Origin of the sequence: Thermus caldilimi, from assembly GCF_004684245.1 — a bacterium.
In the GTDB taxonomy this organism is placed as follows: Bacteria; Deinococcota; Deinococci; order Deinococcales; family Thermaceae; genus Thermus; species Thermus caldilimi.
The window spans coordinates 1,841,240-1,857,159 of the sequence record NZ_CP038452.1 but is presented as its reverse complement, the minus strand read 5'-3'; the positions used below and the strand labels follow the sequence as shown (position 1 = coordinate 1,857,159).

Here is a 15,920-nt window from a genome sequence, read left to right as displayed (position 1 = left end):
TCAAAGGAGGCCCCCACCCCCCAAAAAGCGCCCCCGCCAGGCGCGAAGCCCCTCCTCGGGCAGGTAGGCCCCCCGCACGGTGCAGGCCAGGGCGGAGAGGGCGATGGCGCCCTCCAGGATCTCCCTTAGTTCCGGCAAGGACAGGTGGGGAAGGCTTTCTTTATCGTAGCCCTTTCGGAGAAGAAGGGCCAGGAGCCCGGCGGTAAAGGCATCCCCCGCTCCCACGGTATCCTTCACCCTCACCGCCTTTCCGGGGAGGCGCACCGCCTCTTTTCCCAAGAAGGCCACCGCCCCTTCCCGGCCCAGGGTGAGGACCTTTAGGAGTACACCCAGGGCCTTCACCGCCCCCACGGGGTCTTCAGGGAAAAGAAGCTTGGCGTCTTCCAGGGAAAGCTTCAACAGGTCTATCCGGTCCAGATAGGCTTTTATCCGCTGCTTTTCCTTGGGGGTAGGGGAACGGCGGAGGTTGGGGTCGTAGGATACCCAAGCTCCCTCCTCCTCCGCTTCCTGCAAAAGGAGGCTCAAGCCTTCCTCCACGCGATCCTCGAGGGCCAGGAGGGAGCCGAAGTGGAACACCCTGGCTCCCCGAAGGCTTTCAGGCCCTGGGTGGTAGGGCAGATGAAAGGGACGGTGGAAGCTATACTCCCCATTTCCCTCCGCATCCAGGCGCACCAGGGCCAGGGGCATGGGGGCGGGATGGCGGAAAAGCCTAAGCTCGAGGCCCCGCCTTCTCATCTCCTCCACGCTCCAGGCGGAAACCCAGTCCTCCCCCACCTCGGAAAGGAAACCCACGGGAAACCCCAACCGGGCCAGAGTGGTGGCGGTGTTGAGCGCCGAGCCTCCAAGGACCCCCCTGAAGCGCAGGGGGTCTTGGCTTTCCTGAATGAGGTCCACCAGGACCTCCCCCAAAAGGGCCAGCATGGCTCCATTATGCCTGTCACTTTCTTTACATTCCTCCGGGGTTTAAATGGTATAATTCGCCTGAACCTGGGTAGTGGTCTGTGGTCTTCCTGGCAATGGGTGTCTTTCCCTTGGGCCCAAAAGGAGGTAAAGGATGCTCGGTGGATATGCCCATAAGCTCGCCCGTATTAACCTCTCGACAGGCCAGGTGGAGTACTTCGCCCCCGATCCCAAGGACCTGGAGATGTATGTGGGCGGAAGGGGTCTAGGGGTCAAGTACGTGTTTGAAAACGGGCCCAAAGTAGACCCCTTTGGCCCCGATAACCTCCTCTGCATCATGAATGGCCCCCTTTCCGGCACTCGGGCCAAGATGTCGGGGCGCCTGGCGGTGGTCACCAAAAGCCCCCTCACGGGCACGGTCACGGATAGCCACATGGGGGGCTGGACCGCGGCCAAGCTGAAGTGGGCGGGGTTTGACGGGCTCCTCATCAAAGGAGCCTCGGATAAACCCGTTTACCTGCTGGTAAAGGACGGAGAGGTCACCATCCACGATGCCTCAGGCCTTTGGGGCAAGACCACCCATGAAACCCACCGCATCCTGCGGGAACGCCACGGGGAGGAGGCCGACGTGATGGCCATCGGCCCCGCGGGGGAGAACCTGGTCCGCTTCGCCAACTGGATCAACAACGACGAGCGGGCTGCCGGCCGCGGGGGCACCGGGGCGGTGGCAGGGAGCAAGAAGCTCAAGGCCATCGTGGTGGTGGGCAAGCAGGACCAGATGCCCCAGCCCAAGGACCCTGAGCTCTGGCGGGAAGCGGACCGCCTGGCCTCGGCCACCATCAACGACCCCAAGAACGTGACCGCCCCCAAGAAGGGCGGGCTTTCCCTCTACGGCACCAACGTGCTCATGAACATCACCAACGTGATGGGAGCCCTACCCACCTTCAACGCCCAGCACACCTGCATTGAAGGGGTGGAAACCATCTCCGGGGAGTACATCCGCGAGCACCGCCTCATCAAGGACAACACCTGCCACGCCTGCCCGGTGGCCTGCAAGAAGATGGTGGAGGTCCACATCAACGGCAAGGCCATCCGCTTTGAATCCTACGAGTACGAATCCGCCTGGGCCTTGGGGGCCCACTCCGGCCACACGGACACCGACTGGACCGGCTACGCCATCTACCTCTGCAACGCCTACGGGATGGACACCATCGAGACGGGCAACGCCATTGCCGTCCTCATGGAGGCCACGGAGAAGGGCTACTACCAGGGCCCTGACGGGATCCGCTTTGGGGACAAGGAGGGCGAGGCCCGCGCCATCGAGGCCATCGCCTACCGCCGGGGGGTAGGTGATGGCCTGGCGGAAGGCCCCGCCCGCTTTGCCAAGGCCATCGGCCACCCCGAGCTCTCCCTCGAGGTCAAGGGGCAGTCCATCCCCGCCTACGACCCAAGGGGCCTCAAGGGCATGGGCATCGCCTACGCCACCTCCAACCGCGGGGCCTGCCACCTCCGGGCCTACACCCCGGCCTCGGAGATCCTGGGCGTCCCCTACAAGACCGACCCCCTAGCCTGGGAGGGGAAAGGCAAGCTCACCAAGCTCTTCCAGGACCTCTCCGCCTTCACCGACTCCTTGGACCTTTGCAAGTTCAGCCAGTTCGCCGAGGGCCCCGAGGAGTACGCCAAGCAACTTGCCGCCTACTGGGGCCGGCCCGTGACCCCCGAGGAGATCCTTCTCATCGGGGAGCGCATCTACAACCTGGAGCGCTACTATAACAACCTGGCGGGCTGGGCGGAAGGCTCCGACTACCTGCCCGAGCGCTTCCTCAAGGAACCTTCCGACTGCGCAGGCTCCAAGGGCCAGCTCACGGAGCTGGACCTGATGTTGCAGGAATACTACCAGGAGCGGGGTTGGGATAAGGGGGTGGTACCCCCGGCCAAGCTCCAGGCCTTGGGCATCCTCTCCGCCGCCGCGGACGACTAAGGGGTACCCCAAGGAGACCCGGGCCACCGCCCCCGGGTCTCCTTTACACTTTTCCTATGCCTAAGGTGAACCTGTACGCCACCTTCCGGGACCTGGTGGGCAAGGGCCAGGTCCAGGTGGGGGGAAGGACGGTCGGGGAGGTTTTGGAGGCCCTGATCCAGGCCTATCCGGCCCTAAAGGAGGAGCTCTTTGAAGGTGAGGACCTGGCCGAGCGGGTATCGGTTTTCCTGGAGGGCCGGGATGTGCGCTACCTAAACGGGCTTGCCACCCCCTTGACGGAGGAAGCCACCTTGGACCTCTTCCCCCCGGTGGCGGGCGGAACCTTTGCCCGGCGCTTCGGGGCTTTGCCCGCCTGGCTCTTGGAAAGATACCTCAGGGAATGGGGCGGGAGAAAGCTGGGGGAGGGAGTCTACGCCCTCCCCGGGGCCCAGGTGCGCTTCGCCGAGGCGGAACCCTTAAGGGTGGGAAGCCTTTCCCTCCCCCAGATCGAGGTAGAGGTGGAAGGGGAGGCGGCGGAGGCCTGGTTCGGCCGGATCCGCCTGGCGGCGGCCCGGGGAGGCGGTTAAGGAAGCAACCGCCCCTCCAAAAAGGCCTGGCTCCTAAAGTCCTTTGGACTTTGGAAAAACCGGCCCACAGGGGCTTCTTCCACCACCTGGCCCTGGAAGAGGAAGACCACCCGATGGGCCAGCCTGCGCACCTGGAAGAGGTCGTGGGTGGCCAGGACCACCCCCCGCCCCTCTTTGGCCGCCTCCTGGAGCAAGGCCTCCACCTTAAGGGTGTTGGCGGGATCCAGGCTGGCGGTGGGCTCGTCCAGTAGCAGGGCCGCAGGCTCCACCAGAAGCGTCCTGGCCAGGGCCAGGCGCACCACCTCCCCTCCGGAGAGGAGATGGGCGGGCTGACGGGCCTTGCCCTCCAAACCCACCTGTTCCAGGAGCCCGGCAGCCCGGGCCAGGGCCTGGCGCCGGGGCACCCCCCGGAGCAACAGGCCAAAGGCAGCGTTTTCCAGGACGCTACGCCGAAGAAGGGGTGGGGTCTGGGGCAGGTAGGCCCGGAACTTCCCCTCCACCTGACCCTCCTCTGGGGACAGGAGGCCGGCAAGGAGGCGGAGGAGGGTGGTTTTGCCGCTTCCCGAAGGCCCTAGGACCGCCAGGATCTCCCCGGGGTGGACCTCGAGGTAGGGAACCTCGAGGCGGAAAGCCCCGTAGCGGTGGACCAACCCCTGGGCCTTCAAAACCGGACTCATTCCCGCTCCAAGACAACCAGCAGGGCGGTGACCAAGAGGGCCACCCCCAGGAGAATAAACCCCAGGGCCAAGGCGCTTTCCAGCTCCCCCTTGCGGGTTTCCACCACGATGGCCGTGGTGAGGACCCGGGTGTGGTGACGGATGTCCCCGCCCACCAAGGTGGCCGCCCCCACCTCGCTGATGGCCCCGCCGAAGCCGGCAGCCAAGGCGGCGGCCAAGGTGCGGCGGCTCTCCCAAAACAGGGTGGGAAGCACCTGGCCCTCCTTACCCCCCAGGCTCCGCACTAGAAGCCGCACCTCCTCCACCCTACCCCTGGCCCCCGAAAGCACGAAGGCGGCAATGAGGGGAAAAGCCAAGACCACCTCCGCCAGCACCATGGCGTAGGGGGTGTAGAGGAGACCCAAGGATCCCAAAGGGCCCGAGCGGGAAAGAAGGAGGTAAAAGAAAAGGCCCACCACCACGGAGGGGAGGGCGAGGCCGGCGTAAAGGAGAATCCGCCCGAAAATCCCCCCACCCCCCTTCAAGGCCAGCCAAAGCCCCAAGGGCACAGCGGGAAGAGCTGCCAACAAGGTGGCAAGCCCCGCTACCCAGAGGCTGCGCCAGGAGATTTCTAAAAGCTCAGCGGCCTCCACCCTCGGGGATGATACACCGCCCCCTCAAGGGCTTAAAGAGCGGGCTCCCCTCCACCCGCAAACCCTCCACCAACCGGGCCGCCTCCTCCGTGGCCAGGAAGCGGCGAAGGGTTTCCGCCTCCTTCGCCTTGGCCCCACGGGGCACCAGGTAGTAGGTGTACTGGTTCAGGAGAAGGGGATCCTCCCGCCGATAAAGGGCCTCCAAGCCCAGCTTGCGGCCCAGGGTAAGGTGGGTGGCCAGGTCGGAGAGGGTATAGGCTCCCTTCTCCGCCGCCAGAACCAGGGTCTGACCCATGCCCGCCCCTGACTCCAGGTACCAGCCCCCTTGGGGGGTTATGCCTGCCTTCCGCCAGAGCTCCAGCTCCTTCAGGTGGGTGCCCGAGCGGTCCCCCCGGGACACGAAGGGGGCCTGGGCCCGGGCGATCCGCCGCAAGGCCTCCAGGACATCCCCCACCTCCCGGATCCGGGCGGGATCCCTTTGGGGCCCCACCAGGAGGAAGCTATTCTGGGCCAGGCAGAAGGGCTGGGCGATGATACCGCGCTTCAAGGCTTCCCCCTCGAGGTCCGGGGCATGGACCAGGACCCCATCCACATCCTTGCGCTCGGCCAGCCGCAAAGCCTGCCCCGTGCCCACGGCCAAAACCTCCACCCGAACCCCCGTGGCCCGCTCAAAGGCCGGCAAAAGCCGGTCCAAAAGCCCCGAGTCGTAGACGCTGGTGGTGGTGGCGAGCCTAAGCCCCAGGGCGGGAACCGAAGCCAGGGCCAGCAGGAGGGGCGCCAGGGCAAAGCGCATGGCCCCAGTTTAGCCTTAAGGCGTGGAAGCCTTGGGTGAGGCCTGGCACCTCTTTCTAGAGGGCCAATACTTTGAAGCCCACGAGGTCCTAGAGGAAGCCTGGCGGGAGGCACAGGGAGAGAAACGGCGCTTTTTGCAGGGGCTCATCCTCCTGGCGGCGGCCCTGCACCAGGCCAAGAGCGGGCGGAGAGGCCTGAGGAACCTAAAAAAGGCGGAAAGGAAACTCCTGGGCTTCCCCTCCCCCTACCTCGGCCTGGACTGGCGGCCCCTTTTTGAGGAAGCCCGGCGTAGACTTGGGGCGTGAACGCTTGGGTCTACGTCTACCGCGGCCAAGAGGTGGAAAACCGGCACCGGGTTTCCCTGGCCATCCACGGGCCGGAGGGCCTACTGGCCTATGCGGGAAACCCTGGGTTATGGGCCTACATGCGCTCCTCGGCCAAGCCCTTCCAGGCCCTGGCCCTCTTCCTCACAGGGGCGGTGGAGCGGTTTGGCCTCACGGAAGAGGAAGTGGCCCTGGCCACCGCCAGCCACGACGGCACTTCTCGCCATGTGGCGGTGGCTTCCGGCTTCCTGGCCAAGCTGGGCCTCGGTCCCGAGGCCCTGGTCTGCGGGGTGCACCCTCCCTTTTCCCCGGAGGCCCGCAAGGCTTTGGAAGCGGCCGGGCTAAAGCCCACCCCCCTTCACCACAACTGCTCGGGAAAACACGCAGGCATGCTGGCCGCCGCCCTGGCCCTGGGGGCGAGTCCCGAAGGCTACGAGAACCCCGACCATCCGGTCCAGGTCCTGAACCGGAAGACCCTGAGGGAGCTTTCCGGGATGGAGCCCCTCCTGGCCATTGACGGGTGTAGCGTCCCCACTTTTTCCCTACCCCTTTCCCGGGCTGCCCGGGCCTTTTACCTCCTGGCGGTGCCGGAAAGGGCCCTCGAGGCGTACCGGGAACCCCTTCGCAAGGTGCAGCAGATCATGCGCCGCCACCCCGAGCTGGTGGCAGGGCCCGGGAGCATAGACACCCTCCTGATGGAGCGCCTGCCGGTGGTGGCCAAGCGGGGAGCCGACGGCTACTACGGCCTGGCCCTCCTGGAAAGCCCCAAAGGGCCCTTAGGCGTGGCCCTCAAGGTGGAGGACGGCTCGACCCAGGCCCGGGAGGTGGCGGTGGTGGCCCTTCTCCGGCTTCTGGGCTTGGATCCTGGGCCCACCCCCTGGGACCAGCCCGAACGCAGGAACTACCGGGGGCTGCCGGTAGGTCATCTAAAGGCCCACCTGGAGCTCACCTGGCTTTAGGTCTACCCCGCCCGGAGGCCCAAGAGCAACCCCCCTACGAAGCTAGCCCCGAAGGGGAGGTTGTAGGTGAGGGTCTTGAGAAGCCGCTCCCATAGGCTTTGCAGGCCTGGTTGTTGGAGGAGAGGCTCCACATCCTTCTGGATGCGGGTCCAGTCCACCTGGATATAGCCCGCCTGGGCCAAAAGCTGCACGGCCACGAAGAGGAGGCCGAGGGCCACGGCCAGGAGGCGGCCCAGCTTTTTCAAGGCGTAGCCCACCGCGTAGCCCGCCAGGCCGCCAAAGGTCACCTGCCCCAGGTAAGGGCTTAGGTCGGGTAGCTCCACGCCCTCCACCCTAGCGGAACCCAGGGGCGAAGGCAACTATTTTAGGCCCAGTAGCTCCGCTTCCCCCTTCATGGCCTCGAGGACAAAGGCCATGTGCTCGTCCAGGGAAAGGCCCAGGTCCTCGGCCCCCATCCGGATCTCTTCCCGGTTCACCCCCTTGGCGAAGGCCTTGTCCTTGAACTTCTTCTTGAGGCTTGGAAGCTCCAGGCCCAGGATGGAGCGGTCCGGGCGCACGTAGACCGCGGCGGTGATCAAGCCCGTAAGCTCGTCCACCGCGAAGAGGGCCTTGGCCATCAGGGTTCTGCGGGGTACCCCGGTGTAAGAGGCATGGCCCAGGATGGCCTCCAGGACCTCCTCGGGGTAGCCCAGGCGCCTCAGTTCCTCCACCCCCCGGTAGGGGTGCTCCTCCGGGGACTTCTCGTAGTCCATGTCGTGCAGGACCCCGGCCATGGCCCAAAGCTCCTCGTCCTCCCCGAAGCGGCGGGCATAGGCCCGCATGGCCACCTCTACCGCCCGCATGTGCCGCCTCAGGGACTCGCTTTCCGTCCAAGCTTCCATGAGGGCTAGGGCTTCCGCAAAGCTCGGCATGCTCTAAAGTATAGCCATGCGCATCGGCTACGGGGAGGATAGCCACCGCCTTATAGAAGGGAAGCCCCTCCATCTCTGCGGCCTCTTGATTCCAAGCCCCCAAGGGGCCCTGGCCCACTCGGATGGGGACGCTCCCCTGCATGCCCTCACCGACGCCTTGCTCGCCGCCTTTGGCCTTGGGGATATCGGCCTCCTCTTCCCCGACACCGACCCCAAGTGGCGAGGAGCCCGCAGCAAGGTCTTTCTAAAGGAGGCCCTCCGCCTCGTTGAGGAAAGGGGAGGAAGGCTGATCCAGGTAAGCCTGGCCATCATCCTGGACCAGCCCAAGCTTTCCCCCCACCGGCAGGGCCTTTCGGAAAATCTTTCCCGGCTTCTTGGCCTGCCCCTGGACCGCATCGGCCTTACCTTCAAGACCTCGGAGGGCCTGGCGGTAGCGCACGTGCAGGCCCGGGCGGTGGTGCTTTTGGATGGTTGAGGTCCTGGTCTGGCTCGGCACCCTGGTCTTCTCCGCCACCGGAGCCTTGAAGGGGGTGGAAAAGGGCTTTGACCTCCTTGGGGTTCTGGTGCTGGCCACGGTGACCGCGGTGGGGGGCGGGTCCATCCGCGACGTCCTGGTAGGCACCCTTCCCCCCACGGCCCTGAGGAACGAACCCCTCTTGTGGAGCGTGGTCCTCACGGGGCTTCTTGTCTTCCGCTTCCACCCCAGGGTACAAGCCATGGAACGGCTCATCTACTACCTGGATACCCTGGGCCTAGGCCTCTTCGCTGCCTTGGGGGCGGAGCGGGGTGTAGAGGCGGGGCTTGGCCCCTTCGGCGTAGCCCTGGCAGGTACCCTCTCAGGGGTGGGGGGAGGAGTGCTACGGGACGTGCTCTCCGGAGAGGTGCCGGGCATCCTCTACCGGGCGGGGGACCTCTACGCCTCCGCTGCTCTGGTGGGAGCGCTTGTGGTCTACGCCCTCTACGGCACCCATCCGGAAGGGGCCCTTTTCGCCGGGACCCTGGCCACCGTGCTTTTGCGCATCTTCGGGAGGCGGCTCGGTCTTAGGCTCCCCACCCCAAAGTAAAAGGGGGCCGGGCGTGCCTGGTCCCTTGAACCCCCCGGCCTACTTCAATTTGGCCAGCTCCTGCCGGGCCCTCTCCTGGTCGTAGCGGTCGGCGGCGGTCCTGGCGGGGAGGGCGAGGGCGGTTTCCAGCTGCTTTCTCGCCTCCTCCTTCTTGCCCCAGGCCGCCAGCACCCTGGCGTACTCCACCCGGTGGATGATGGCCTCGGGCTCCAGGGCGATGGCCTTTTTCATTAGGGGCTCCACCTGGGAGCCATCCGCCCCCTGGGTGGCCGCCACCAGCCAGCCCTTCTGCACCAGCTCAAAGTGCCAGAGGGCCAGGGCCACCATGGCCCCGGCGTGGTCGGGCTTGAGCTTCAAGGTCTTCTCCAGGTCCCCGCGGATCTTGGGCGCCAGGCCCTCCGCCAGGGCCTCGAGGATCCCCTTGAACTGGGAAAGCCGCCCCAGGGCCCGGGCCCGCTCAAAGTAGCCCTCGGGGTAATCCGGAGCCTTGGCGATGGCCTGGGAGGCTGCCTTCTCCGCCCGTTCAAACCAGGTGCGCTTCTCCTCGGGCTTGGCCTGGTACAGGGCGTAAAAGCTGGCTCCCTTGGCCGCCAGGGCCAGGTCTTCGGGGGTGCCCAGTTTCAAACCCAGCTCGTAGGCTTCCTGAAACCGCCCGGCATCCACCAGGGCCGACACCTGGGGGGCCTGGGCCAGGCCAGCAACCCAAACCATCACGGCAAGTGCGGTTATCCAGCGCTTCATGGGTTTCACCCGCGGGGATTATACCCGGTACAAGAGAGGGAGGGCGTAAACTGGAAGGCATGAGGCTTATTGGGGGATTGCTGGTTCTCCTGGGCCTACACTTCCTCTCCTCCGCTTTGGCCCAGGGAGCCGAAGAGTATTTCGCCCGTTGCCAGCGCCTATACCAACGAGGGGCACTGGACAGCGCCCAGGCCACCTGCGAGCTGGCCCTCACCAGCGATCCGGAGCACCGGCCAAGCCTCCTCCTTCTCGCCCGCATCCACCTGGAAAGGGGGGACCTGGCCCAGGCGGAAAGCTACCTGGGACGCCTGGGGGATGAGCCGGAGGCCCAGCTCCTTCGCGCCCGGTTACTGCTGCAAAAGGGCCAGGCCGCCGAGGTGCTCAGGCTTTCCCTCCCCCCGGGGCCTGAGGCCAACCTCCTGCGGGCCATGGCCCTCGAGGCCCTCCGCCAGTATGAGGAAGCCTTGAGGCTGGCCCAAGGCCTGCCCCCCACCCCCGAGGCGCGCCTTTTGCTTTCCCGGCTCCATCTGGCCCTGGGAAGGCCCCAGGAGGGCCTGGCCTTTCTGGGCTCCACCCCAGCGGAAAGGCTGGAGCAAGGCCGCCTCCTCTTCCTCTCGGGGAAGCCCCAGGAGGCCATCCCTATTCTGGAGGGGCTCTTGCCGGAGCTTTCGGCCCAGCCCGGGCTGCAAGGCCAGGCCCTTTCTCTCCTGGCCCTGGCCTACCTGGGGCAGGGCCAGCTTGCCCAGGGGCAGGCGGCCCTGAAGCAGCTTTCTGCCCTGGAAAACCTCCCGGCCCGCTTCCTGGCCCAGGCCTGGCCTTGGCTTCTCGTCTTCCTGGTCTTTTTGCTCCTGGTCCTCCTGGGGGAAAGCCGGATAGAGCCCTTGCGCACCCTCGAGGTGGTGGAGGATCCCCTCCCGGGACCGGGAAGCCTTTACCTGACCCTCCTGGGCACCCTCCTCCTGGCCCTCCTCCTGGCCGCCTTCCTGGGCAAAACCCTTTTCGCCAACGCCCTGGCCCTCATCACCCCTTACCAGAAAGACTCGATCCTCCCCAGCTTTTACCTCTTCTATGGCCTTCTCCTCTTCGCAGGCCTCCTTCTCCAAAAGCCCTTCCGCAAGCGCCTTCCTGCCCTTTTGGGCCCCTGGTCCAGCTGGATCGAGGGGTTTTGGGTGGGGCCGGCCTTGGTCCTCCTCCTCTTCCTCTACGGATGGATCCGGGAGCCCTTGGGGCTAGGCACCCTTCCCTTAAACCTCCTTACCTTTTTGGGCCTAGCCCTCATGGAGCCCTTCTTCCGGGGTCTGGTCCCCTTGGTCCTTAAGGAGCGGTACCGGGACCTTTCCCCCTACCTGACAGCCTTGCTCTTTGCGGTGGCCGTGCCCGGGCCCACCTTCCTTCTCCTCCTCCTGGGGGCAGGCCTCCTCTGGGCCAAGGAGCGGGCGGAGGGCACCCTGGGCCTGGCCTTGGGCTGGGTGGTGGCGGGGGTGATCCTGGCCCTTTTCCCCACCGTCTGGCTCCGGAACTTCTGATGCCACCTTATCCTGGCTTTGCCAGGATGGGGGTCCAGGCAAAACCCCGTAGGCTAAAGGCAGGATGCGCCCCGTCTTCTTCCTCTCCGATTTTGGCCTCGAGGACCCCTACGTGGGCGTGGTCAAGGCGGTGCTCTGGGAAAAAGCCCCCGGGGTACCCGTCCTGGACCTGGCCCACGCCCTACCCCCTCAGGACCTGCGCCGGGCTGCCTATGCCCTTTTTGAGACCCTCCCCTACCTGCCAGAACAGGCGGTGGTCCTGGCGGTGGTGGACCCTGGGGTAGGCACGAAGAGGCGGGCCATCGCCGCCATAGGAAGGCGCCTTTACGTGGGGCCTGACAACGGCCTCTTCACCCTGGCCTGGCTTCTGGACCCACCCATCCGAGCCCACGAAATCACCTGCATCTCCCCCCCAAGCCCCAAGGGCATCCTCCCCCTGCCGGGCTGGGCCCCAGGGGGCCACACCTTCCACGGCCGCGACCTCTTCGCCCCCGCCGCAGCCCACCTGGCCCTAGGGCTGGCTCCGGAGGAGCTTGGACCGGAGGTGCCCGCCCAGGACCTAATACGCCTTCCCCTCGCCCTCACCCCAGGCCCAGAAGGGGAGATCCTCACCTTTGACCGCTTCGGCAACGCCATCACCACCCTCCTCGAGGCTCCCTTGAACGGCCTGGTGGAGGTGGCAGGGAAACGCATCCCGATCCGCCAAACCTTCGGCCAGGTGGGAGTGGGGGAGGCCGTGGCCTACCTGGGAAGCGCCGGGCTTTTGGAAATCGCCGTCAACCGGGGAAGGGCCAAGGAGGCCCTAGGGCTAAGGGAGGGGATGCCCGTGGTCATATTTCCCTCACCCAATGCGCCACCTCCTCCAACAGGTCCGATGCGGTGAAGTCCAGGCTCACCGGGGTGATGGAGATATACCCCCGGCGCACCGCAAAGAGGTCTGTCCCCTCTTCCTCCTCCCCCACCGGGGTGCCGGCAATCCAGTAGTAGGGCCGGCCCTCGGGATCCAGGCGCTCCACCACCGTGTCCTCCCAGTGGTGGGTGGAAAGCCGGGTAACCATCACCCCTTTAGGCACCCCCGCCGGGAAGTTCACGTTGAGGAGAACCCCCTTGGGCAGGCCCTTCTCCATCACTCGCCGGGCAATCCTCACCGCCCACGCCGCCGCCTCGGCGAAGTTCAGCTCCTCCCCCGAGGTATCCAGGCTGAAGGCGATGGAGGGAATGCCCAAGGAAGTACCCTCCAAAGCCGCGGCCACCGTGCCCGAGTGGGTGAGGTCCAAGCCCAGGTTGACCCCGATGTTGATGCCGGAGACCACCAGGTCGGGCCGGCCCAAAAGGTGAACACCCAGCACCACGCAGTCCGCAGGGGTGCCGTCCACCCGGTAGGCGGGGATCTCCCCGAAGCCCGCGCTGGCGGTGTGCTTGAACCGTAGGGGCCGCCTCACGGTGATCCCGTGGCCCACCGCGGACTGTTCCACATCCGGGGCCACCACATAAACCTCCCCCAGAGCCCGCATGGCCAAGCCCAGGGCCTTGATCCCGGGAGAGAAGATGCCGTCGTCGTTGGAAACCAGGATGCGCATGGCTTAAGCCTAAAGCAAAAAGGCCCCCGAAGGGGCCTTTGGGCGGAAAGATCCTTTAGAGGCGGCGGACCTTCTTGGCCTGGGGGCCCTTGCCGCCCTGGCCGGCCTCCACCTCGAACTCCACCCGGTCACCCTCGTTCAGGGTGCGAAACCCCTCAGCCTCGATGGCCGTGAAGTGCACAAACACATCCGGACCCTCTTCCTGCTGGATGAACCCGTAGCCTTTTTCCGCGTTAAACCACTTGACGGTACCCTTCTTCATGCTTCTCCTTCATCCCGAAAACCCACCTGGCTTTCCAGGGACTCTTCACTATCCCACGGACTACCCAAAAAGTCAAGCCCCAAAGCGCAAGGGTCCTTGGGGCCTGAGGGAGGCTTTGGGCTTAGTGGTGGTGCCCGCCCTCGTGCACGTGGCCGTGAAGGATCTCCTCGGGGGTAGCCTCCCGGACCTTCACCACCTCCACCTCGAAGTCCAGGTCCCTGCCCGCCAGGGGGTGGTTGAAGTCAATGGTCACCTCTTCCCCCTGGACCTCCACCACGGTGAGGGGCATGGGGTTCCCCTCCATGTCCTGGGCGTAGAACTGGGCCCCGGGCACCACCTCCGCGTCCTCGGGGAAAGCGGAGAGGGGCACCACCTGGACCCCCTCGGGGTCGCGGGGTCCATAGGCCTTGTCCGCAGGCACGTGGGCCTGGAAGATCTCCCCCTCCTCGCGGCCTTCCAGCTCCTCCTCGAGGCCCCGGATCAGGTTGCCGTGCCCGTGCAAATAGGAAAGCTCCCCCTGGTCCAAGACCTCCCCCTCCACCTGGAGGGTGTAACGGATGGTTACCACCTTGTCTTGTTCAACCTTCATGGTCACCCTTTCGCAAGCCAGGCTTGCTCCCCTTAGCCTAGCAGACCCACCCCTTGGAGGAAAGGTGGTGTAATTGGCCACCACATTTGAGACACCTTGGGGAACCGACTCCCCCCATATCTTAGCCAGGAACTCCAAGGGAGCAAGGCCACCCAAGGCCCTGTGGGGCCTTCTGCGGTTGTAGTGGTCAAGGTAGGCATTGAGCTCCGCCTGTAGTTCGCTCACCCTCGTGGGCAAAGCTCGGGTATAAAACTCCTCCCTAAAAGTCCGTTGCAACCGCTCCACGTGCCCGTTGAGCTTGGGGCTCCGGGGAGGCAGCACGAAAAGAGCAACCCCCAAACGTCGGCATGTCTCCTCAAACTCCGCCATGAACTCGCTACCCCCATCCACCTGTACCGCCCGGATGGGGAAAGGCGCCTGGGCCACCAGTCGGGACAGAAACTCCCCCGCTAGCCTCGCCGTGGCCCGGCTGTGCACCTCCCCCAGGGCATAGCGGGTAAAGAGGTCCACCGCCGAAAAGTGCCGCACCACCTCCCCCGGTCCCAGGCTCACTATCAAGGTGTCCACCTGTACCAGGTCCCCAGGGGCTTGAGCTTCGTATCCCCGGGGCTTACCCCGGGCGTAGGGTCTCCTAGGTCTTCCCCTGGCCTTCCCTCTCCCCCTCCGGGCCAGAAAGCAGGCCACCCTCTCCACCCGTCCCCTCCCCTCCAAATAGGCCAGAATCCGGCCCACCGTCCGTTCCCCTAGCCGGAAGCCCTCCTGGCGCAAGGTGAGCCAGATGGGCCACCGCCCCCAGGTGGGGTTCTCCCTCCTCAGCTCCTCCACCCGCGAAAGAAGCTCGGGCCTCCAGTGCACCTTTCCCCGCAGGCGCCGGGGGCGGCGGGACTTGGGCTTGAGTCCGGCTAGCCCCTTCTCCCTCAAAGCCCTTTCCCAACGGTAGTAGGTGGCCCGGCTGATGCCTAAAAACTCCCGAATCTCTTCCCAGCTCCGCTTGCTCTCCCGCAGGGCTTTCACCAACTTCACCTTGCGAAGGCGTTCCTGGACATCCGGGTCGCCTGCCCCCGCTTCGGCCAGTCTTGTCCCTTGGCTAGCCCCTTGCCCTATCGCTCGGCCAAACGAGGTAAGCTGCATATGGGGAACCTCCGCTACAGGGTCGGTTCCCCATCTTTTTATCCCATTCAGCGTCTCACATGTGTCTGTCCAGGTTCAGATGAGTGGCCGAAACAGGCTCTAGGAGCGCGTTCTTTCGGTTTCCGCGTACACGTCGCGGAAGACCCCGGGGATGGGGGCGTGGGGCTTGTGCACCCGCACCCGTATTCCCTCGAGGCGAGGAAAAGCCTGCAGGAGGGCTTCCGCCAGGTGGTCGGCCAGAGCCTCGATCAGGTAGAAGCGGCGGTGGCGCACCACCTCCTCCACCAGGGCGTAGACGGCGGCGTAGTCCACAGTTTCCTCCAGCCGGTCCCCCCTGCCCTCAAAGGGCACCTTAAGCCAGAGATCCACCACAAACCGGGCTCCAAGCTGGCCTTCCTCAGGCCTCACCCCGTGGCGACCGTAGAACTCCAGACCCAAAAGGGCGATCTCCCCCATATCTATCCCCAAAGGGCGTTCCACACCGCAAGGGCCTCCCGGTGGGCGGCCACGTCATGGACGCGAAGGATCCTGGCTCCCTTCATGGCAGCAAAAAGATGGGCGGCCACGGAGCCCATGACCCTTTTTGCGGGTTCCTCCACCCCCGTGAGCTCCCCGATGGAGCGCTTCCGGGAAAGCCCCACCAAAACGGGATAGCCCAGGGCCACGATCTCTTCCAGGCGTTTAAGGAGGGCCAGGTTGTGTTCCAGCAGTTTCCCGAAGCCAAACCCCGGGTCCAGGACCACCTGGGGCACCCCGGCCCTCAGGGCGCTTTCCGCCTGGGCCCTTAGGAAGGCCTTCACCTCGGCCACCACGTCCCCGTAGCGGGCGTGGGCCATCATGGCCTGGGGGTCGGGCACGGGCATGTGCATGACCACCGCCGCCACCCCATACCGGGCGCAGAGGGCCACCATGCGTTCATCCCTAAGGCCCGTCACGTCGTTGATGAGGTGCGCTCCCAGCTTCAGGGCCTCCGCCGCCACCTCGGGCTTGCGGGTGTCCACGCTCACCGGCACCCCCAGTTCCAGGATGGCCTCGAGGGCGGGAAGAAGCCGCTTCTTTTCCTCCTCCACGGGCACGGGCTGGGCTCCGGGGCGGGTGGATTCGGCCCCCAGGTCCAGAAGATCCGCTCCCTCGGCCACCAGGGTCTTGGCCCTTTCCAGGGCCCTTTCCGGGTCCAGGTAGAGCCCGCCATCGGAAAAGGAATCAGGGGTAAGGTTAAGGATCCCCATGATCCGGGGGTGGGAAAGGTCCAGGGTGCGGTCGCGAAGCCAGAGCACGAGAGGATT

Annotated in this window: 20 protein-coding genes and 1 pseudogene; 8 read left to right on the top strand and 13 right to left on the bottom strand. The window is 65.6% G+C overall.

Annotated elements, in window-relative coordinates; all coding sequences use genetic code 11:
• On the bottom strand, positions 1–921 hold the full coding sequence (locus tag EBI04_RS09740) for a carbohydrate kinase family protein (RefSeq protein WP_135257298.1): 921 nt from the start codon (positions 919–921) through the stop codon (positions 1–3).
• A gap of 133 nt (positions 922–1,054) precedes the next feature.
• On the opposite strand from EBI04_RS09740, the gene EBI04_RS09735 reads away from it, so the two are divergent.
• Both EBI04_RS09735 and EBI04_RS09730 read left to right on the top strand, forming a co-directional pair.
• Positions 1,055–2,881 carry an aldehyde ferredoxin oxidoreductase family protein gene (locus EBI04_RS09735; RefSeq protein ID WP_135257297.1) on the top strand — a complete coding sequence of 609 codons (1,827 nt, stop codon included), beginning with the start codon at positions 1,055–1,057 and terminating at the stop codon, positions 2,879–2,881.
• Between the two features lie 56 nt (positions 2,882–2,937).
• Entirely contained in the window at positions 2,938–3,447 is a 510-nt protein-coding gene (locus EBI04_RS09730; RefSeq protein WP_135257296.1) for a ubiquitin-like small modifier protein 1, read from the top strand.
• Here the strand turns inward: EBI04_RS09730 and EBI04_RS09725 are convergent.
• The 3 genes from EBI04_RS09725 to EBI04_RS09715 are packed head-to-tail and all read right to left on the bottom strand — an operon-like array spanning position 3,444 to position 5,549.
• Positions 3,444–4,124: an ATP-binding cassette domain-containing protein gene (locus EBI04_RS09725; protein ID WP_135257295.1), complete on the bottom strand. Its 681-nt coding sequence runs from the start codon at positions 4,122–4,124 to the stop codon at positions 3,444–3,446. The two genes, EBI04_RS09730 and EBI04_RS09725, sit on opposite strands and share 4 nt — an antisense overlap.
• A complete protein-coding gene (locus EBI04_RS09720; protein WP_135257294.1) occupies positions 4,121–4,756 on the bottom strand; it encodes an ABC transporter permease in 636 nt (211 codons plus the stop codon). The genes EBI04_RS09725 and EBI04_RS09720 overlap by 4 nt, the downstream gene beginning before the upstream one ends.
• Positions 4,743–5,549: an ABC transporter substrate-binding protein gene (locus tag EBI04_RS09715; protein ID WP_135257293.1), complete on the bottom strand. Its 807-nt coding sequence runs from the start codon at positions 5,547–5,549 to the stop codon at positions 4,743–4,745. The genes EBI04_RS09720 and EBI04_RS09715 overlap by 14 nt, the downstream gene beginning before the upstream one ends.
• Before the next feature lie 22 nt (positions 5,550–5,571).
• Here EBI04_RS09715 and EBI04_RS09710 point away from each other — a divergent pair, with 22 nt between their 5' ends.
• Positions 5,572–5,853, top strand: coding sequence for a DUF309 domain-containing protein (locus tag EBI04_RS09710; RefSeq protein WP_135257292.1), 282 nt, complete (start codon positions 5,572–5,574; stop codon positions 5,851–5,853).
• A complete protein-coding gene (locus EBI04_RS09705) occupies positions 5,850–6,830 on the top strand; it encodes an asparaginase (protein ID WP_135257291.1) in 981 nt (326 codons plus the stop codon). The genes EBI04_RS09710 and EBI04_RS09705 overlap by 4 nt, the downstream gene beginning before the upstream one ends.
• 2 nt (positions 6,831–6,832) lie before the next feature.
• Here the strand turns inward: EBI04_RS09705 and EBI04_RS09700 are convergent, their stop codons facing one another.
• Positions 6,833–7,153 carry an FUN14 domain-containing protein gene (locus EBI04_RS09700; RefSeq protein WP_167481937.1) on the bottom strand — a complete coding sequence of 107 codons (321 nt, stop codon included), beginning with the start codon at positions 7,151–7,153 and terminating at the stop codon, positions 6,833–6,835.
• Between the two features lie 36 nt (positions 7,154–7,189).
• The gene (locus tag EBI04_RS09695) at positions 7,190–7,741 is read right to left on the bottom strand and encodes an HD domain-containing protein (RefSeq protein ID WP_135257289.1); all 552 of its coding nucleotides are present in this window, start codon (positions 7,739–7,741) and stop codon (positions 7,190–7,192) included.
• A 16-nt stretch (positions 7,742–7,757) separates the two neighbouring features.
• Between EBI04_RS09695 and ispF the strand changes: the two genes are divergently transcribed.
• Together ispF and EBI04_RS09685 are read left to right on the top strand one after the other, a co-directional pair.
• Positions 7,758–8,216 (top strand): 2-C-methyl-D-erythritol 2,4-cyclodiphosphate synthase, encoded by a 459-nt coding sequence (gene ispF / locus EBI04_RS09690; protein WP_135257288.1) that lies wholly within the window; start codon positions 7,758–7,760, stop codon positions 8,214–8,216.
• Positions 8,209–8,805 (top strand): trimeric intracellular cation channel family protein, encoded by a 597-nt coding sequence (locus EBI04_RS09685; RefSeq protein WP_135257287.1) that lies wholly within the window; start codon positions 8,209–8,211, stop codon positions 8,803–8,805. Before ispF ends, EBI04_RS09685 begins: the two co-directional genes overlap by 8 nt.
• Positions 8,806–8,844: 39 nt before the next feature.
• Here the strand turns inward: EBI04_RS09685 and EBI04_RS09680 are convergent, their stop codons facing one another.
• Positions 8,845–9,516: a tetratricopeptide repeat protein gene (locus EBI04_RS09680; protein ID WP_135257931.1), complete on the bottom strand. Its 672-nt coding sequence runs from the start codon at positions 9,514–9,516 to the stop codon at positions 8,845–8,847.
• Positions 9,517–9,605: 89 nt separating this feature from the next.
• On the opposite strand from EBI04_RS09680, the gene EBI04_RS09675 reads away from it, so the two are divergent.
• Both EBI04_RS09675 and EBI04_RS09670 read left to right on the top strand, forming a co-directional pair.
• Positions 9,606–11,072 (top strand): tetratricopeptide repeat protein, encoded by a 1,467-nt coding sequence (locus EBI04_RS09675; protein ID WP_135257286.1) that lies wholly within the window; start codon positions 9,606–9,608, stop codon positions 11,070–11,072.
• Positions 11,073–11,136: 64 nt separating this feature from the next.
• Positions 11,137–11,955: a (R)-S-adenosyl-L-methionine hydrolase gene (locus EBI04_RS09670; protein WP_135257285.1), complete on the top strand. Its 819-nt coding sequence runs from the start codon at positions 11,137–11,139 to the stop codon at positions 11,953–11,955.
• Here EBI04_RS09670 and surE read toward each other — a convergent pair.
• From surE to folP, 6 genes and pseudogenes are all read right to left on the bottom strand, one after another.
• Entirely contained in the window at positions 11,903–12,652 is a 750-nt protein-coding gene (surE, locus tag EBI04_RS09665; protein ID WP_135257284.1) for a 5'/3'-nucleotidase SurE, read from the bottom strand. The two genes, EBI04_RS09670 and surE, sit on opposite strands and share 53 nt — an antisense overlap.
• Positions 12,653–12,707: 55 nt before the next feature.
• Entirely contained in the window at positions 12,708–12,914 is a 207-nt protein-coding gene (locus EBI04_RS09660) for a cold-shock protein (protein WP_135257283.1), read from the bottom strand.
• A 121-nt stretch (positions 12,915–13,035) separates the two neighbouring features.
• Entirely contained in the window at positions 13,036–13,503 is a 468-nt protein-coding gene (locus tag EBI04_RS13575) for an FKBP-type peptidyl-prolyl cis-trans isomerase (RefSeq protein WP_167481981.1), read from the bottom strand.
• 60 nt (positions 13,504–13,563) lie between these two features.
• Positions 13,564–14,634 (bottom strand): annotated as a pseudogene (locus EBI04_RS09655) (integrase core domain-containing protein); the annotation flags it as partial.
• 99 nt (positions 14,635–14,733) lie between these two features.
• Positions 14,734–15,090, bottom strand: a complete 357-nt coding sequence (gene folB, locus EBI04_RS09650; RefSeq protein WP_135257930.1) for a dihydroneopterin aldolase — start codon at positions 15,088–15,090, stop codon at positions 14,734–14,736.
• A 2-nt stretch (positions 15,091–15,092) separates the two neighbouring features.
• The gene (gene folP, locus EBI04_RS09645; RefSeq protein ID WP_135257281.1) at positions 15,093–15,911 is read right to left on the bottom strand and encodes a dihydropteroate synthase; all 819 of its coding nucleotides are present in this window, start codon (positions 15,909–15,911) and stop codon (positions 15,093–15,095) included.
• Positions 15,912–15,920 lie beyond the last annotated feature (9 nt).

Excerpts from the sequence above, each read along its gene's own strand:
- EBI04_RS09740 (WP_135257298.1), bottom strand. The coding sequence starts at position 921 with ATGCTGGCCCTTTTGGGGGAGGTCCTGGTGGACCTCATTCAGGAAAGC.
- EBI04_RS09725 (WP_135257295.1), bottom strand. The coding sequence starts at position 4,124 with ATGAGTCCGGTTTTGAAGGCCCAGGGGTTGGTCCACCGCTACGGGGCT.
- EBI04_RS09670 (WP_135257285.1), top strand. The coding sequence starts at position 11,137 with ATGCGCCCCGTCTTCTTCCTCTCCGATTTTGGCCTCGAGGACCCCTAC.
- EBI04_RS09715 (WP_135257293.1), bottom strand. The coding sequence starts at position 5,549 with ATGCGCTTTGCCCTGGCGCCCCTCCTGCTGGCCCTGGCTTCGGTTCCC.
- EBI04_RS13575 (WP_167481981.1), bottom strand. The coding sequence starts at position 13,503 with ATGAAGGTTGAACAAGACAAGGTGGTAACCATCCGTTACACCCTCCAG.
- EBI04_RS09735 (WP_135257297.1), top strand. The coding sequence starts at position 1,055 with ATGCTCGGTGGATATGCCCATAAGCTCGCCCGTATTAACCTCTCGACA.
- surE (WP_135257284.1), bottom strand. The coding sequence starts at position 12,652 with ATGCGCATCCTGGTTTCCAACGACGACGGCATCTTCTCTCCCGGGATC.
- EBI04_RS09680 (WP_135257931.1), bottom strand. The coding sequence starts at position 9,516 with ATGGTTTGGGTTGCTGGCCTGGCCCAGGCCCCCCAGGTGTCGGCCCTG.
- EBI04_RS09685 (WP_135257287.1), top strand. The coding sequence starts at position 8,209 with ATGGTTGAGGTCCTGGTCTGGCTCGGCACCCTGGTCTTCTCCGCCACC.
- folB (WP_135257930.1), bottom strand. The coding sequence starts at position 15,090 with ATGGGGGAGATCGCCCTTTTGGGTCTGGAGTTCTACGGTCGCCACGGG.
- EBI04_RS09660 (WP_135257283.1), bottom strand. The coding sequence starts at position 12,914 with ATGAAGAAGGGTACCGTCAAGTGGTTTAACGCGGAAAAAGGCTACGGG.
- ispF (WP_135257288.1), top strand. The coding sequence starts at position 7,758 with ATGCGCATCGGCTACGGGGAGGATAGCCACCGCCTTATAGAAGGGAAG.
- EBI04_RS09675 (WP_135257286.1), top strand. The coding sequence starts at position 9,606 with ATGAGGCTTATTGGGGGATTGCTGGTTCTCCTGGGCCTACACTTCCTC.
- EBI04_RS09695 (WP_135257289.1), bottom strand. The coding sequence starts at position 7,741 with ATGCCGAGCTTTGCGGAAGCCCTAGCCCTCATGGAAGCTTGGACGGAA.
- EBI04_RS09730 (WP_135257296.1), top strand. The coding sequence starts at position 2,938 with ATGCCTAAGGTGAACCTGTACGCCACCTTCCGGGACCTGGTGGGCAAG.